Genomic DNA, 16,674 nt, shown 5'->3' on the forward strand with positions numbered 1-16,674 from the left:
TTCGCGACTGCGGGTGGCTGACTGCCCCTCGCCAATAAGGACAAAACCCAGTCTTTCAGAGGAGAACAACAATGAAAACCATATTGAGGACCGCCGCCATCATGTTGATGGCCACGGCTGTCGCCATGCCGGCCATTGCCGGCGACAAGATTCGCACCATCACCATTCTCAGCCGCCCCCAGGCCGGCCAGCAGGCCGAATTCCAGTCCGTCCAATTGATCGCGCAGGAATGGCGCAAGCTCGGCCTCGATGTCGAGGTCAAGGCGCAGCCCTGGGAGCAGATGTCGGAAGAGGTCTGGTACAAGCGCGACAAATGGGACGCCACCGCATGGCAGATGGTCGGCCGCCCGGAGCGCTCAGATCCCGATGAAATCGTCTTCAACCTGTTCCATTCCTCGACGGCCGAAAAGGGCTACAACTTCGTCGGCTACAACAATCCGGAATATGATGCCCTGGTCGAGGCCCAGCGCAGCGAGATCGACCCGGAAAAGCGCAAGGCGCTGATCTTCAAGGCGCAGGAGGTGCTTGCGAAAGACCAGCCCAACATGATGCTGGTTCATCCGAAATCGACCTTTGCCTATAACAAGGAGGTCTGGAAGCCGGAATCCATCGTCAACCAGAGCGGCATCGGCATCCGCAACACCTGGACCTTCCTCGGCATGGAGCCGGCAGGCGCCAAGAAGGACATCGTCATCAACTCCTCGGACAATGTGAAGGCGGTCAATCCGCTCTACATCTCCGGCGGTGTCGACAGCTGGGTCACGGAATTGATCTATGATCGCCTTCTGCGCGTCGGTCCTGACGGACTGCCCAAGGCCTGGGCGGCGGAGAGCTTTACCTGGAAGGACGACAAGACCGTCGACGTGAAGCTGCGCGCCGGCCTGAAATGGCATGATGGCCAGCCGGTCACGGCCGAAGACGTCAAGTTCTCCTTCGAGGCGGCCGTCGGCGGCGAAGCGCCGATGTACAAGCCGTTCGCCTCTAACATCAAGTCGATCGAGACCGCCGGCGATACCATCACCTTCCAGCTGAACACGCCATCGGCCTCGTTCGTGACGTCGAGCCTTGCCAAGATCAACCTGATCCCCAAGCATGTCTGGGAACCGATCCTCAAGGATCTCGCAGCCAAGCCTGAAAATGCCGAAAGCTACCAGGAACAGACGCCAATCGGTTCCGGCCCCTACAAGTTTGTCAGCTGGGCCAAGAACGAGGAAATCGTTCTTGCTGCCAATAAGGAGCATTTCAATGCGCCCAAGGCGGAGCGCTGGATCCTGCGCATCGTTCCCAATGCGGAAGCCGCGCTCGGCATGCTGAAATCAGGCGAAATCAATTTCGTCGGCGAATTCTCGGGCGACCCGCAGGTGCTGGTCGATGCCGCCAAGGCGGACCCCAAGCTTGAGGTGGTTTCCACTGTTGACATGGGTTTCCGCTATATCGGCTTCAACATGCGCCGCCCGCCCTTCAACGATCCCGCCTTCCGCAAGGCTCTGTCGGAAGCGGTCGATCGCCAGCTGATCGTCAAGGCGGCCTATCGCGGCTTCGCCGTGCCCTCCAACTCGGTTGTCTCGCCGGCGCTTGAATTCTGGCATGACAAGTCGGTGGTCGAGAGCTTCAAGGCCGGTCAGGCGATTGCCGCCAAGGCGCTGGCGGATGCCGGCTACACGCTGGAAGGCGGCAAGCTCCACTATCCCGGCGACATCAAGGAAACCCTGGGCGAGTAACGGCGCACACCGTCATCCCTGGCCCCTGACCCTGACGCGAGGAGCGGCGTTCGTCCAAGCCGCCGCTCCTCCCTGAAGCTCGTAGCTCCCACCCGTGGCCCGCATCGGCCACGGATGGGATTGAGGGAAAATCCATGTCGAATTTCAAGGCGATAGGCGGCAGATTGCTGCAGCTTGCGCTCGTCCTTTGGGCGGTGGTGACCATCCTGTTCCTGATGTTCCGGCTCATGCCGGGCAATCCGATGGCGGCCTATATAGACCCGTCGTTTACAGTAGAGCAGCAACAGGAGCTCATGGTCGCCTTCGGCTTGGACAAGCCGCTGTGGCAGCAATATTTCATCTATCTCGGCAATCTGCTGCAGGGGGAGCTGGGCGACAGCTTCCGCTACCGGCAGCCGGTCGGGGAGCGTATCCTGATGCTCCTGCCCAATACGCTGGTGCTGACCTTCTCCTCCCTGATCGTCGCCTATGCGTTCGGCATTCTCGCGGGCGCCTATCTCGCCTGGCGTCGCGGCTCCTGGGTGGAGCAAACCGCAATCCCCCTCGTTCTGACCACAAGGGCCATGCCGGAATTCTGGCTGGGCATGGTGATCCTCGCCATTTTTTCCTTCTGGCTCGGCTGGTTTCCGGCCGGTGGCACGCGCACGGCCGGTGCGGAATTTGATGGCCTGCTCGATTTCTACACCTCGCGGGATTTCCTGACCCACCTGGCGCTGCCGGCGGCGACGCTTGCCATCTATAGCCAGGGACTGCCGCTGCTGTTGATGCGCTCCAACATGCTTGACGTGATGAAGGAGGACTTCGTCACCATGGCGCGGATCAAGGGCTTGTCGAGCTGGACGGTCATCGTTCGGCATGCCGCGCGCAACGCGCTGCTGCCCGTCATGACCTCCTTCGCCATCGCCGTTGGCTATCAGCTGCAGGGCAATGTGGTGGTGGAGAGCGTGTTCTCCTGGCCGGGGCTCGGGCGTGAACTGGTCAATGCAGTCGCGGCTTCCGATTATCCGCTGGCGCAGGGTGCCTTCCTGATGATTGCGCTTGTCGTGATCCTGATGAACCTGCTCGCCGACATGCTTTATGCGCTGCTCGATCCGAGGATCAGCCATGCGTGAGGATATCGTCCGCGCTCCCCGAACCGGCCTGTTCACGCGCTTCTTCCGCGCGCTCAGGCTGCCGACCAATGATCCCTTTGCCGTGGCCGGGCTGGCGATCTATGCCATATTCCTGGTTGCCGCGATCTTTGCGGACCAGATCGCCCCCTATGATCCCACGGAAATTCTCTACACCCAGGCCTATGACCTTGCTGCCGACCTGCCGCCCGGCAAGGATGGGTTCATCATGGGCACGACCAGTCTCGGTCGCGACATCTTTTCCCAGATCGTCTATGGCAGCCGCTCGGCCTTGCTGATCGGCATAACCGCCGCCTTCATGGTGGCGCTGATCGGCTCCATCGTCGGGCTGGTTTCCGGCTATTTCGGCGGCTGGGTGGATGCGGTGTTGATGCGGCTTGCCGACATTGCCTTCGGCATTCCGTTCCTGCCCTTCGTGATCGTGCTTGCGGCCTTTCTCGAGCCGTCGATCTGGAACGTGGTTTTCGCCATGGCGCTGGTGCTGTGGCGTGATACCGCCCGGGTCATCCGCAGCCAGGTCCTGAGCCTGAGAACCCGCGGCTATGTGGAAGCCGCGCGCGTGGCGGGATCGTCGGATCTGAAGATCATCCTGCGCCATGTCGCCCCGAACATTCTTCCGCTCTCTTTCCTCTATGGATCGATTGCCATCGGCTGGGCGATCCTGACGGAAGCCTCGATCAGCTTCCTGGGTTTCGGCGATCCCAATTCCATCAGCTGGGGCTACATGCTGCAGGATGCCTTTGCCAGCCAGGCGCTCGCAAAGCAGGCCTATTACTGGTTCCTGCCCCCCGGCATCTGCATCATCCTGGTCGTCAGCGCGGGCTTCTTCATCACGCGCGGCTACGAAAACATTCTCTTCCCGAAGTTGAACCGATGACAGAACCTCTTCTCTCCGTTCGGGACCTTCGGGTCAGCTATCAGGTGGGCCGCAGCAAGGTCCACGCCGTGGATGGCGCGAGTTTCGACGTGCCCGTCGGCTCGATCACCGGCCTGGTGGGCGAGTCCGGCTGCGGCAAGACCACGGTTGCCCGGGCCCTGACGCGGGTTATCGCCGAGAACGCGGCCATTACCGGCGGCAGGATGCTGTTTGACGGCAAGGACCTGGCCAGCCTGCCGGAGCGCGACATGAACGCCCTGCGCTGGCGTGACATTGCCTTCATTCCGCAAAGCGCGATGAACTCGCTCGATCCGGTCTATACGGTCGAATACCAGCTTGCGGAGGTGCTGCGCCGGCGCGGCGGCCTGGGGCGCAAAGCGGCAAGGGAGCGATCCGAGGCGCTGTTCGAAATGGTGGGTATTGATCCCGGCCGGCTCACGGATTACCCGCATCAGTTTTCGGGAGGCATGCGCCAGCGCGTGGCGATCGCCCTGGCCCTGGCGCTCGATCCGAAACTGATCATCGCCGATGAGCCTGTCACGGCGCTCGACGTCATCGTGCAGCGGCAGATCCTCGACCAGTTGAAGGATTTGCAGGAACGGCTCGGCCTCTCGGTGATCCTGGTCACCCATGACATCTCGGTGGTCGCCTATATCTGTGACCGCACCGTGGTGATGTATGCCGGCAAGGTTGCCGAGGCCGGCAGCACGGTAGCGACCCTCAACCGGCCATCGCATCCCTACACCATGGGACTGCGCAATGCCTTCCCCGATCTGGCAGGCGCTGCCTCCGGCGTGCTGACGCCGATCGAGGGTGCGCCGCCAAACCTGGCGGACCCGCCGCTGGGCTGTCGCTTTGCGGCGCGCTGTCCCTTCGCATTGCCGGTCTGCGCAACGGAGCCGCCGACGGTTCTCGTGGAGCCGGATCACCCCGTCGCCTGCCACCGCGCAGACGAAGCGGCGGCCTTGCGCATCCAGGCCGCAAACACTGAGACATGGGTGGCTAGCTGATGACAATGACAATGTCTGGCACAATGTCCGGCGGAAAAACGGACGTCCTGATCTCGGTCTCCGAGGCCAAGCTGCATTACAAGGTCGGTGGTGCGCTGGCAGCGATGCGCGGCAAGTCAACAGTCGTCAAGGCGGTGGATGGCGTGTCCTTCGACATCCGCCACGGCGAGAGCATTGGCCTGCTGGGCGAATCCGGCTGTGGCAAGACGTCGATGGGTCGGCTGCTGCTGAAGCTGGAGCCCATGACGGGCGGCAGTGTGCACTTCGATGGCTATGATCTGTCGACCCTGACAAAGGCGCAGCTCAGGGATTTCAGATCCCGGGCGCAGCTGATTTTCCAAAATCCCTTCGACGCTATCAATCCACGCTTCTCGATCCGGGCCACCCTGGCCGAGCCGCTGGAAAATGCCGGCATAGCCAAGTCCGAGCGGGAAGGCCTGATCATCAAAGCCCTGGAACTGGTGAAGCTGCCCCACCCCTTGAGCTTCCTGGACCGCTATCCGCACCAGCTTTCCGGCGGACAATTGCAGCGTGTCGTCATGGCAAGGGCGCTGATCCTGCAGCCGCAATTCGTCGTAGCCGACGAGCCCGTGTCCATGCTGGACGTCTCCGTTCGTGCGGGCGTGCTGAATGTCTTCCGCGATGTGCGCGACCGGTTGGGCCTGACGGCCATCTATATCAGCCACGATCTCGCCCTGGTACGCTATGTCTGCGAGCGGACCATCGTCATGTATCTCGGCCGCGTGATGGAGGATGGCCGGACCGAGGACATCGTCCGTGAGCCGCTGCATCCTTATACCAAGGCTTTGGTGGCGGCGGTGCCTGTGCCGCACACGGACCAGAGCCATGCGCCGCTTCCGATCGGCCGTGGAGCGCCGGATCCTCGCAACCCGCCCTCTGGCTGCGTGTTCCGCGACCGGTGCCCCGCCGCGCATGAACGTTGCGCCGCGGAAGTCCCCCAGCCCAAGCATGTGGGTGACCGGCTGGTCGCCTGCCATCTGTATTGAGGGATGGGACGGTGATGATGCAAGCGGCATTCTATGAAACGACCGGACCGGCACACGAGGTGTTGAAGCATGGGCTGATGGAGATTCCACGACCCGCAGCCGGTGAGGTTCTGGTCCGCGTCATGGCTTCCGGCATCAACCCGGCTGACGTCAAGCGTCGGGCGGGATGGCGGGGCATGCAGATGGAACACCCAAGGGTCATTCCGCATACCGATGGCGCCGGTGCCATCGTCGATGTTGGAGAGGGCGTAGACCGGGCCCGGATCGATGAGCGCGTCTGGCTCTGGAATGCCCAGGGCGGTTATGGCGAGGCCGGCCGTGCTTTCGGTACCGCAGCGGAGTTTATCGCGATTGACGCTCAGCAGGCCGTGCCACTGCCCGATGCCCTGAGTTTCGAAGAGGGTGCCTGCCTCGGCGTGCCGGCCATGACCGCCTATCGCGCCTTGTTTTCGGATGGTCCGATCGATGGATGCACGGTGTTCATCAGCGGCGCAGCCGGTGCCGTCGGTCACTTTGCCGTGCAGATGGCGGTGGCTGCCGGTGCAACCGTGTTCGGCTCCGTCAGCAGCGAGGCTTCCGCTAGCCATGCCAAGTCGGCGGGCGCCCATCACCTCATCAACCGCAAGAGGGACGATGTGGCCAAGTGGGTCCTGGACCTCACCGGCGGGCAGGGGGTGGACAGGGTTATCGAAGTGGATTTCGGCGACAACTTGGCCCTCGACGCCGCGATCCTCAAGGCGAACGGCACCGTCGCCTCCTATTCGTCCAGCAGCGATCCGACACCGGTGCTGCCCTATTACGCTTTCGCGGCGAAGGGCGCCAATCTCAGGTTCATCCAGGGCTTCCGCATACCCGAGGCCGCCAGGCTGGTGGGACACAGGATGATCGCAACGCTTGCCGCCAATCAACGACTGGCCGTGGCGATCGGTGCCCGGTTTCCGCTTTCCGAGATCGCCAAGGCGCATCAACGGGTGGAGGCGGGCGGCCTCGGCAATGTCGTGGTGCAGCTATCGCCCGCACCAGACCCAATCATTTGAGAATAACCGCAAGGACAACATCATGCTCAATCTCAAGGAGAAACCGGGAACCTCCCCGCAGCAGGCCGAAAGACCGATCCGCGATCCCGTCTCGCTGGAAATCATCCGCGGCGCCATTGCCGCCGCCCAGTCCGAAATGGAAGCCTTGCTGGAGCGGACCGCCATCTCCGCCTTCATCCGCGAGAAGAAGGATTTCTACACGGCCTTGTTCGATGGCGATGGCGTGATGGCCGTGGGCTCCATGGTGCCGATCTTCGGTGACATGACGAGCCCCGTATTTGAGCATTTCCCGGCTGAGACGATGAAGCCGGGCGATCTCTACTGGTACAACGACTGCTATGGCTCCCGCGGCGCGGTTTCGCATTCCAATGACCAGGTTCTGCTGGCGCCGGTGTTCAAGGATGGCAAGCGCTGCGCTTTCGTGATGAGCTGGGCGCATTTCGCCGATATCGGTGGCATCCGTCCGGGATCCATCAGTCCGGATGCCACGGAGATCTTCCAGGAAGGCATCATCATCCCGCCCACCAAGCTGATCGATGCCGGCGTCACCAACGAGGCGACGTTGGCCATCTTCCATCGCAATTCCCGCTTTCCGGACCAGAGCATGGGCGACATGCGTGCCCTGATGGCGAGCGTCGAACTCGGCGTCAAACGCATCGGCGAAATCCTCGACCGGTTCGGCAGCGATGTGGTGGCAGACGCGCTGGCGCAGCTTCTGACCCGCACCCGCAAGCTGGTGCGCAAGAAGCTGGCGGAAACCTTCGACTACGGCACCTACAGCTTCACGGATGCCATCGACACCGACGGCCACGGCAACGGACCGTTCAAGATGCGCATGTCGCTGACGCGCGAAAAGGGCAGCGATGGGGAAGACCGTTTCATCTTCGATGCCACCCAGTCGGACGACCAGGCGCCCGGACCGGTCAATTTCCTGATGAATCGCGGGGTGCCGGGCATGGCGCTCGGCCTTTATTATCTCGGCGGCGACCCGGCCCAGGTCTGCAATGCCGGCGGTCCGCAGGCGATCGACGACGTCAGGCTGCGCGAAGGCTCGTTCCTGCAGCCGCGCTTTCCGGCAGCGCTCGGCATGCGTGGCCTCACCACCATGCGCGTGCTGTCGGCGCTGAACGGCCTCGTCAATGTGGCTGGCGGCAAGGCGCCAGCCTCCAATTCCGCCTATGTCATCACCATCATGCGCGGCAATTATCGTGACGAGGCAGGAGAGCTGAAGCGCTTCCTGCTGGCCGATGGCATCGGCGTGGGCTACGGCGCCCGCCCGGATTCCGACGGCATCGATGCGGTCTATTTCGTGGCGCAGGAAAACTATCCGGTCGAGTTCCTCGAAGTCGGCTATCCCGTTCGGCTCCGAACTTACGGAATCGTCGAGGATTCCGGTGGAGCAGGCCGCTTCAGAGGCGGATGCGGCATCATCCGCGAATATGAAATCCTCGCGGAAGACATGCTGCTCGCCGTTCGCATCGACAGCGTGAAGAACCCGCCCTGGGGCATTCACGGCGGCATGGGTGGCGGCACCGGGCGCGTCACCGTCAACCCGGGCAAGGCGGACGAGCGCCGGCTTCCTCCGCTCTCGGACGGCAACCGGCTGGTCAAGGGCGATATCCTGCGCATGGAGACAGGCGGCGGTGGCGGCTACGGCCACCCGTTCGACCGGCCTGTGGACGCGGTTCTGGCCGATGTGCTCGGCGGCTTCGTCAGCGTCTCGGCGGCGGAGCGCCTGTATGGCGTCGTGATCCGCGCCGGCAAGATCGACGCGGCCTCGACCGAGGCCCTGCGCGCCAACCGCCCCGTCACGGGCACCTTCCATCGCCAGGAGTATGTCGATGTCCTCGCTTGAGTCCGCTCTGTCCATCGCCGTCGATATCGGCGGCACCTTCACCGACATCACGCTCCTGGACCGGGCATCGGGCGCCATCTGGCGCGCCAAGACGCCGAGCGTGCCGACCGATCCGTCCGAGGCCTTTCTCAACGGCATCCGCCTGGCGCTGACGGAGGCCGGACGGGAGGCAAACACGCTCGGCCAGGTGCTTCACGGCACGACGGTGGCCACCAACATGATTTTGGAAGGAAAGGGCGCACGCACCGCTTTGGTTACTACCCGCGGCTTCCGCCACGTGCTTGAAATCGGCCGGCAGGATATCCCCCGCAAGGCCAATCTCTATACCTGGGTCAAGCCGTCGCGGCCGGTTCCGGCCGCCCGCATCGTCGAGATCGATGAGCGTATTGCCGCCGGCGGCGCCGTTATCGATCCGCTGGACGAGGCAAGCGTTCGCCAGGCTGCCGAGATGATCCGCGCCATGGAGGTGGAGGCGGTTGCCATCTGCCTGCTGCACGCCTTTGCCAATCCGGCCCATGAGCGCCGCGCGGCGGACCTGCTGCGGCAGGAGCTTCCGGGTCTGGCCATTACCACTTCGACCGATGTCTTGCCGGTGGTGCGCGAATTCGAGCGCTCACTGACGACGGTGCTCAATGCCACCGTCATGCCCGGCGTCACCACCTATGTGCGACGGCTGGAACAGCGGCTGGAGGACGAACGGGTCACCGCACCGCTGATGCTGATGCAGTCCAATGGCGGTGTTGCCGGGGCGGATACGATCCGCACCGCACCCGCATTGACAGCTCTTTCCGGGCCCGCGGCCGGCGTGGTCGGTGCCCGGGCCGTGGCGGCTGCCTGCGGCATCAGTGATATCATCACCGTCGATATCGGCGGCACGAGCGCCGATATCTGCCTGATCAAGGACGGCAAGATCGGACTGACGCAGCACGGCAAGGTGGGTGAATGGCCGCTTCCCCTGCCGATGGTGGACATGGTCACGATCGGCGCGGGCGGCGGGTCGATTGCCGCCGTCACCGATCACACCCTGACCGTCGGCCCTCAAAGCGCGGGGGCCCGTCCCGGGCCGGCAGCCTATGGCCATGGCGGCAAGGAAGCCACCGTCACGGATGCCCATGTCGTGCTGGGTCATCTGCCCGCGCGGCTTCTGGGCGGGCGCATGGCGCTCGATGTCGATGCCGCCAGCGCCGTCATCCGCTCCCGGGTCGCCGACCCGCTTGATCTCAGCGTGGCCGATGCGGCGCGCGGGGTGCTGGCCATCGTCGACAGCCACATGGTGGGCGCTGTCCGGGTTGTCTCGGTCGAGCGGGGTCATGACCCCCGTGATTTCACGCTGGTGCCGTTCGGCGGTGCCGGACCGTTGCACGGCTGCTCGCTGGCCGAACTGCTGGGTATTTCCCGCGTGCTGATCGCCCCGGCCCCCGGCGTGCTCTGCGCCGATGGCTTGCTCGCCGCCGACCTCAAGGCCGAGTTCAGCCGGACGATGCCGAAGGCAGGTCCCATTGATGTAAAGGCCGCCGAGGCGATCATCGCCGATTTGGTAGAGCAGGCCTCTGCCTGGTTCGAAACCGAACGTGTCAGCCAAGCGGACCGGCGCATTCAGACCGTTGCGCTGCTGCGCTATCACGGCCAGGGCGGTGAACTGGCCGTGCCGTGGGCGGAAAGCCGCGAACTGGTTGAGCAGAATTTCGCCAGGGAGCACCAGGCACTCTATGGCTTCGTGCTGGAGGCGGAAATCGAACTGGTGACGCTGCGGGTGGAAGCCTCCGGCCTGACCAAGCCGCCAGCCGCCGCCGTGCTTGCGGCAGGCGGCGCGCTGGAGCCCTATGACCATGTGCAGGTGCATTTCGAGACGGGGCCGGCGACCGTGCCCGTGGCCGATCGTGCGAAGCTGGGTGCCGGCACGGAATTTTCCGGTCCTGTCATTCTGACCCAGCTCGACACCACGACGCTCGTCGCACCGCGCTGGACCGGCACGGTCCACCCATCCGGCGCGATACTGCTAACCCGGGCGGAGGGCTGAAACCATGACCGCAGACCAAACCGCGCTCGAGCGCGTCTTCGCCCATATCGAGGCCAACTCAAGCAGCTTCATCGACCGGGTGATGGACTATGTCCGCCATCCCTCGATCAGCGCGCAAAACGTGGGCATAGCCGAGGTGGCGGCAATCCTGGTCGATATCCTCAAAGGCATGGGCTTTGAGGCCGAGGCCATTCCCACGCGCAATCACCCTATGGTGCTGGGGCGCAGGGAGAAGCATCCGGGAAAACCCACGGTGCTTCTCTACGGTCACTACGATGTCCAGCCGCCGGAGCCGCTCGACCTGTGGCTCAGCCCGCCCTTCGAGCCGACCATCCGCGATGGACGCATCTATGCCCGCGGTATCGGCGACAACAAGGGCCAGCATTTCGCCCAGTTGCTGGCCATCGAAAGCATCTTGGCCGTCATGGGCGACTTGCCCTGCAATGTCCTGTTCCTGCTGGAGGGCGAGGAGGAGATCGGATCTCCGCATATCGCCGAATTCGTGCGCGAGCATGCCGACGAGCTGAAGGCCGATCTGGTCGTCACCTCGGACGGTCCGTTGCATGAGAGCGGCATGCCGATCATCACCTTCGGCGTGCGCGGCGTCGCCTCCTTTGAGCTCCGGGCAAAGACGGCCCGACGGGATGCGCATTCCGGCAATTTCGGCGGGGTCATGCCGAATGCCATCTGGAAACTGGTGCATCTGCTCGGGACCATGAAAAACGAAGGCGGCGAGATCACCATCGAGGGATTGAACGATCCCGTCATTCCGCCCACCAACATGGAGCGGGAGGCGGTCAGCCGGTTGCCGCTCGATCTTGATGCGATCAAGGCCGATCTCGGTATCAGCCAACTCGACGCGCCGCAGGACAGGGCCTATTTCGACCGGCTGATGTTCCACCCGACCCTCACCATCAACGGCCTGCATGGCGGCTATGGCGGACCCGGCTCCAAGACGGTGCTGCCGTGCGAGGCCTTTGCCAAATGCGACATACGCCTGGTGGAGCCGCTGACCCCCGAATATGTGTTCGACCGGGTGCGCGCCCATGTCGAACGCCACGCGCCCGACGTGGAATTTGTGCCGCTGAACGGCATGCTGCCATCGAAGACACCCATGGACAATCCGTTTGCGGATGTCATTCGCGAGGCGATTGTTGCAGCGCGCGGCGTCGAGCCGCTGCTCTATCCGACCGTCGGCGGCAGCCTGCCGGACTACGTCTTCACCAAGATCCTGAAGACCCCGGCCTTTGTCGTGCCCTATGCCAATGCCGACGAGGCCAACCACGCCCCCAACGAAAACCTGGAGATCGACCTCTTCATTGCCGGCATCAAGACCGGCGCGGCCCTGCTGACAAAGCTGGGAGAGGGGACAGCTTAGACCATGTCGCGCCAAAGCATGCCGCGGCTTTGCAATCACACATGCGTTAAACAAGCACTTAAAGCACGTTGCGTGGGGCCGATGCCCCGCAACGTGCTTTGAAGCATTCCAGGGCCAAATGGAAGCGTTCTGCCGCTGCAAACGGGATAGAGCATTGTTGCGCCAGGATCAGAGACGATCGGCTCTGACATACCTGATGTAAGCGGGCTGGTTTGACGGTCAGGACAGCTTTGGAGTGGCCATTTCGACCGGTCGCGGACCTGTTGCGCAGGTGTTGCCGCCAAGACGTGCGATTGCGTCTATGCCGGCAGAATCCACTTGCAGCTTTTCATCGACCACCCCCTGCGCATCATGGACAAACAGAATTTCGCTCATGATGGTCTGCCGGGATTTGCCAAGCTCAAGCGTGATGTCCTCACATCGCGCACACATAAATTGCAATGCAATCTGCAAATCTGCATGGCTTGGCGCCTCTCTATTCTAGAAAACGAGATCATGGCCGACGTCCTCGCAAGGGCGGGCCATCCCACAACCAGCATGTCTGAAATAAAACGCTTGCAAAACGTCATCTCAATCGCGATAGTTTGATCAAACGCGCATTTAGTCACGGGGAACGTATGACAAGGAAATCAATCTACTCGAATTCGGAATTCGAGAGGCTCGCAGGCTATTCCAGGGCCGTCGTCGACGGGGAATGGATCTTCATTTCTGGCACGTCAGGCTTTGATCCGGCACTCGGCGGCTTTGCTGCGAGCGCCGAGGATCAGGCCAAGCGGGTGCTTGAAATCATCTCGGCCACGCTTGCCGAGGCAGATGCCTCCATGGCGGATATCGTCTCGGTGCGCGTCTATCTCGCTTCGCGCGATGATGTGGTGCCAGTGTCCATGTTGCTCGGCGCGGTCTTCTCCGATCCGCGGCCAACCAACACGACGATTATCTGCGGTTTTCCGGTCGAGGCGATCAAGGTCGAGATTGAAGCAGTTGCACGGCGGCGGAGCGACGCATGAGACGGGTTGCGAAGAGAATATCCGAAACGCCAAAGAAGTCCTTTGGCATGTATCAGAAAGCCGCCGAATTGGGCGCGCGTGGGGCCGACCTCATTCATTTCGAACTCGGCAAGCCCTATGCCGATACGCCTGGCCATATCAAGCAGGCGGCCATCGACGCCCTGTTGGCCGGCGAGGTTCATTACAGCGATCTGCGCGGGACGCCTGAATTGCGCAAGACGCTTGCCCGCAAGCTCAACGAACGCAATGGCATTGCGGCATCTGCGGATGACGTCCTCGTCACGAACGGACTGACCCACGCCTCGTTCGCGGCTTTCATGGCCCTGATCGATCCGGGCGACGAAGTGATTCTTCTGGAACCATATTATCCGCAGCATCTCGGCAAGATCGAGCTTGCCGGCGCGAGGGCCGTGATCGCGCCGCTCGACGCCGCGGATGATTTTACCTTGAAGCCTGCGCTCATCGAACCGGCGATCACGCCCCGCACGCGGATGATTGTGCTGGTCAACCCGGTCAATCCGACCGGACGGGTCTACAGCCGGGAGGAATTGCAGGGTCTTGCCGACCTGGCGATCCGCCATGATTTGCTGGTCCTATCGGACGAAGTCTATGAAGATATCGTCTTCGATGACCACAAGCATATTTCGATCGCCTCGCTGCCCGGCATGGCCGAGCGCACCGTTACCGCCTTCGCCTTTACCAAATCCTATGCGATGGATGGCTGGCGGTTGGGTTATGCCGTAGCGCCGTCCTGGGCCATGGCCGGGATGCTCAAGATTACCGCCAACGATGCCACGCATGTCAACACCTTCATTCAGGCCGGCGCTCGTGCGGCAATCGAAGGTCCGCCGGAACCGCTGGAAGACCTCGTCGATGAAGATCGACGCAAGCGCGATGTGGTGGTCCGGCGGCTGAACCAGATGCCGGGCGTGCGCTGCGCCCTGCCGCAGGGGGCCATCTATGCTTTCCCAGACATCTCGGATTTCGGGCTGCCGTCGCAGGTCATGGCGGAGCGAATACTGGAAGAGGCGCGCGTGGTGGTGGAAGCGGGAAGCTTCTATGGCCCTGCGGGCGAGGGGCATTTGCGGATCTGCTTCGGTTCGGAAAGCATCGAGCGCATCGAGATCGGTCTTGACCGGCTGCAGGCCTTTTTCAACGGGCTGTGGCAGGCGGGCGCCGCAGGAAACGGAGTTGGCAATGGCTGACCACGGGATCATCCTGAAAACCCGCGGCCTTGCGCGCAGCTTCGGCGCCTTGCGGGCGGTCGATGGGGTCGACATCGATGTCAAGGCCGGCACCATCACCGGCCTGATTGGACCAAACGGTGCCGGAAAATCGACCCTGTTCGGTCTGATTGCTGGAGAGGTTCAGCCCAGTCATGGGCAGGTGGTGTTCGACGGCCAGACGATATCGGGTCTCAGGCCGGAGCAGGTCTTTCGCCATGGGCTGGCCCGGACGTTCCAGATCCCACGTCCTTTCCCGCAGATGAGCGTGCTCGAAAACGTCGTCTGCGCCGCCTCTGGCCAGTCGGGCGAGCGCTTCTGGAACAACTGGTTCCGACCCAGTCTTGTCGCCGCGGAAGAACGGCGACTGACCGAGCGGGCCATGGAGATCATCGAATTCACCGGCCTCAAGGAGGTGGTGAACCACGCAGCGGGGCTGTTATCAGGCGGCCAGCAGAAGCTGCTGGAACTCGCCCGGGTCATGATGATCGACCCCAAGCTGATCCTGCTCGATGAGCCGACCGCGGGCGTCAATCCGACATTGATCGAAACGCTGATCGAGAAGATCGTCGCGCTGAATGCGCGGGGCACCGGCTTCCTGATCGTCGAGCACAACATGGATCTGGTCATGCGCATCTGCGGCACCATCGTCGTCATGGCTCAGGGCAAGGTCATCTTCGAAGGTGCACCTGCCGAAGTCATGCGCGAACAGAAGGTCATCGACGCCTATCTCGGCGATGTCACGCAGGAGGAGCATGCATGACCATGCCACCCAACGGAACGCCTCTGCTGGAGGCCAGCCATGTCTGCGCCAGCTATATTCCGAAGATGCCGATCGTGTTCGACATTTCGGTAACGGTCGCGGCCGGCGAGTTCGTGACGCTGATCGGGCCGAACGGCGCTGGAAAGTCGACTTTCATGAAGGCGCTCGCCGGTCTTGTGTGTATCGAAGGCGGCAAGGTGCGGCTGGAGGGCCGGGAGATCTCCGGCCTGCCCACCCATGCCGTCGTCGGTGCCGGCATAGGTTTCGTGCCGCAGACCGGCAATGTTTTCGCCTCGCTTTCCATTGAGCACAATCTCGTCGCCGGCGGGCATACGCTGTCGCGTGGCGCCTTGCGCGAACGGCTGGCCGAGATCTACGCCCAGTTCCCCACGTTGGCCGAACGCCGCAATGCACTGGCCAATGTGCTTTCCGGCGGCCAGCGGCAGATGCTGGCGGTCGCTCGCGCCCTGATGACCCGGCCGCGCGTGCTGATGCTGGACGAACCGACCGCGGGACTTGCACCGAAGATCGTCACGGAAGTGCTGGTCAGCCTCAGGGACCTGTCACGGACGGGCGTGGGTGTGCTGATGGTGGAGCAGAACGCCAAGGCCGCGCTGCGGGTCTCCGACCGGGCCTATGTTCTTGTCGAGGGACGCAATCACATCTCGGGCACCGCTGCAGACCTTATGGACGACACTGCCGTTGCCGAAGCATTTCTGGGAGCACGGAGAAAGATATGATCGGACAAGCCATCGCCGACGGCATTCTTACCGGGGGTATCCTCGCGCTGGGCGCCATCGGGTATTCCCTCTGCTCGCAGATCCTGAAATTCGCCAATTTCGCCCATGGGGAGCTACTGACCTGGGGAGCCTATATCGGGCTCGCCGTGATCAGTTTTATGCCGGCGGGCGAGCAGATCGGCCCGTTCTCCTTCGGCTGGTCGCTGCTGCCGGCCATCGTCATCGCCTGCGTCGGCACGGGCCTGATTGCCATCGCCATGGACGAACTCGTTTTCAGCAGGCTGCGCGGTTTGCGGGCCAACAGACTGACGCTGGTCTTCGCCAGCTTCGGCATCGCCCTGATGCTACGCCACGCCATCCTGCTGTTCTGGGGCTCAGATGCCTATTATTACAGCACCGCCCTGCAGATGTCGATCGAGGTGCTGCCCGATATCAGGATGATGCCCGATCAGGTCTTCGTGCTGGTGCTGACCGCGCTTCTCGTGCTCGGCCTGCACCTGTTCCTCACCCATAGCCGGGTCGGCATTGCCATGCGTTCCATGGCCGACAACACGGCGCTGTCGCAGGTCTGCGGCATCGACATCCGCAATGTCGTCCGCTGGACCTGGATGCTCGGCGGGGCGCTTGCGGCGCTTGCTGGCATCTTCGCCGGACTGACGGTGCAGATCAGGCCGGAGCTTGGGTTTAACATGCTGCTGGCATTGTTTGCGGCAGCGATCCTCGGCGGTTCGGGCAATCTGTTCGGCGCCGTCGCCGGAGGATTGATCGTCGGCCTGTCGGAAAGCCTTTCCACGCTGGTGCTGCCGACGGGCTACAAGGCCGCCATTCCCTTCGTCCTACTGCTGATCGTGCTGTCGATGCGTCCGCAGGGCCTGTTCACCAAATCGTCGCGCATTTGAGGTCCCC

Annotated in this window: 15 protein-coding genes and 1 pseudogene; 15 read left to right on the forward strand and 1 reads right to left on the reverse strand. The window is 62.8% G+C overall.

Annotation, left to right across the window (positions count from 1 at the left end; all coding sequences use genetic code 11):
* The first annotated feature begins 71 nt into the window (after positions 1-71).
* From B9A97_RS08135 to B9A97_RS08175, 9 genes are all read left to right on the forward strand, one after another.
* Positions 72-1,721, forward strand: coding sequence for an ABC transporter substrate-binding protein (locus B9A97_RS08135; RefSeq protein ID WP_084364608.1), 1,650 nt, complete (start codon positions 72-74; stop codon positions 1,719-1,721).
* Between the two features lie 134 nt (positions 1,722-1,855).
* Complete coding sequence (locus B9A97_RS08140) at positions 1,856-2,833, forward strand: ABC transporter permease (RefSeq protein WP_084364610.1); 978 nt, start codon at positions 1,856-1,858, stop codon at positions 2,831-2,833.
* A complete protein-coding gene (locus tag B9A97_RS08145; RefSeq protein ID WP_084364612.1) occupies positions 2,826-3,728 on the forward strand; it encodes an ABC transporter permease in 903 nt (300 codons plus the stop codon). Before B9A97_RS08140 ends, B9A97_RS08145 begins: the two co-directional genes overlap by 8 nt.
* On the forward strand, positions 3,725-4,738 hold the full coding sequence (locus tag B9A97_RS08150; protein WP_084364614.1) for an ABC transporter ATP-binding protein: 1,014 nt from the start codon (positions 3,725-3,727) through the stop codon (positions 4,736-4,738). The genes B9A97_RS08145 and B9A97_RS08150 overlap by 4 nt, the downstream gene beginning before the upstream one ends.
* 104 nt (positions 4,739-4,842) lie before the next feature.
* Positions 4,843-5,745, forward strand: a complete 903-nt coding sequence (locus tag B9A97_RS08155; RefSeq protein ID WP_348532392.1) for an ABC transporter ATP-binding protein — start codon at positions 4,843-4,845, stop codon at positions 5,743-5,745.
* 14 nt (positions 5,746-5,759) lie between these two features.
* On the forward strand, positions 5,760-6,782 hold the full coding sequence (locus B9A97_RS08160; RefSeq protein ID WP_210189688.1) for an NADPH:quinone reductase: 1,023 nt from the start codon (positions 5,760-5,762) through the stop codon (positions 6,780-6,782).
* A 22-nt stretch (positions 6,783-6,804) separates the two neighbouring features.
* Positions 6,805-8,637, forward strand: a complete 1,833-nt coding sequence (locus B9A97_RS08165; protein WP_143530371.1) for a hydantoinase B/oxoprolinase family protein — start codon at positions 6,805-6,807, stop codon at positions 8,635-8,637.
* Positions 8,624-10,657, forward strand: a complete 2,034-nt coding sequence (locus B9A97_RS08170) for a hydantoinase/oxoprolinase family protein (RefSeq protein WP_210189689.1) — start codon at positions 8,624-8,626, stop codon at positions 10,655-10,657. The genes B9A97_RS08165 and B9A97_RS08170 overlap by 14 nt, the downstream gene beginning before the upstream one ends.
* Before the next feature lie 4 nt (positions 10,658-10,661).
* The gene (locus tag B9A97_RS08175; protein ID WP_084364620.1) at positions 10,662-12,035 is read left to right on the forward strand and encodes a M20/M25/M40 family metallo-hydrolase; all 1,374 of its coding nucleotides are present in this window, start codon (positions 10,662-10,664) and stop codon (positions 12,033-12,035) included.
* 219 nt (positions 12,036-12,254) lie between these two features.
* On the opposite strand, the pseudogene B9A97_RS30130 reads toward B9A97_RS08175, so the two are convergent.
* A pseudogene (locus B9A97_RS30130) lies at positions 12,255-12,446 on the reverse strand (flavin reductase family protein); the annotation flags it as partial.
* On the opposite strand from B9A97_RS30130, the gene B9A97_RS29755 reads away from it, so the two are divergent.
* The 6 genes from B9A97_RS29755 to B9A97_RS08205 are packed head-to-tail and all read left to right on the forward strand — an operon-like array spanning position 12,354 to position 16,667.
* On the forward strand, positions 12,354-12,623 hold the full coding sequence (locus tag B9A97_RS29755) for a hypothetical protein (protein ID WP_179145247.1): 270 nt from the start codon (positions 12,354-12,356) through the stop codon (positions 12,621-12,623). The pseudogene B9A97_RS30130 and the gene B9A97_RS29755 sit on opposite strands and share 93 nt — an antisense overlap.
* 29 nt (positions 12,624-12,652) lie before the next feature.
* A complete protein-coding gene (locus B9A97_RS08185; protein WP_084364621.1) occupies positions 12,653-13,042 on the forward strand; it encodes a Rid family hydrolase in 390 nt (129 codons plus the stop codon).
* A gap of 47 nt (positions 13,043-13,089) precedes the next feature.
* Positions 13,090-14,247 (forward strand): pyridoxal phosphate-dependent aminotransferase, encoded by a 1,158-nt coding sequence (locus tag B9A97_RS08190; RefSeq protein WP_244564158.1) that lies wholly within the window; start codon positions 13,090-13,092, stop codon positions 14,245-14,247.
* Positions 14,240-15,028, forward strand: a complete 789-nt coding sequence (locus tag B9A97_RS08195; protein ID WP_084364625.1) for an ABC transporter ATP-binding protein — start codon at positions 14,240-14,242, stop codon at positions 15,026-15,028. The genes B9A97_RS08190 and B9A97_RS08195 overlap by 8 nt, the downstream gene beginning before the upstream one ends.
* Positions 15,025-15,768, forward strand: a complete 744-nt coding sequence (locus B9A97_RS08200; protein ID WP_244564159.1) for an ABC transporter ATP-binding protein — start codon at positions 15,025-15,027, stop codon at positions 15,766-15,768. Before B9A97_RS08195 ends, B9A97_RS08200 begins: the two co-directional genes overlap by 4 nt.
* Positions 15,765-16,667, forward strand: a complete 903-nt coding sequence (locus B9A97_RS08205; RefSeq protein ID WP_084364627.1) for a branched-chain amino acid ABC transporter permease — start codon at positions 15,765-15,767, stop codon at positions 16,665-16,667. The genes B9A97_RS08200 and B9A97_RS08205 overlap by 4 nt, the downstream gene beginning before the upstream one ends.
* The last annotated feature ends 7 nt before the right edge of the window (positions 16,668-16,674 follow it).

The organism is Rhizobium sp. RU36D, assembly GCF_900176345.1.
Classification (GTDB): Bacteria; Pseudomonadota; Alphaproteobacteria; order Rhizobiales; family Rhizobiaceae; genus Allorhizobium.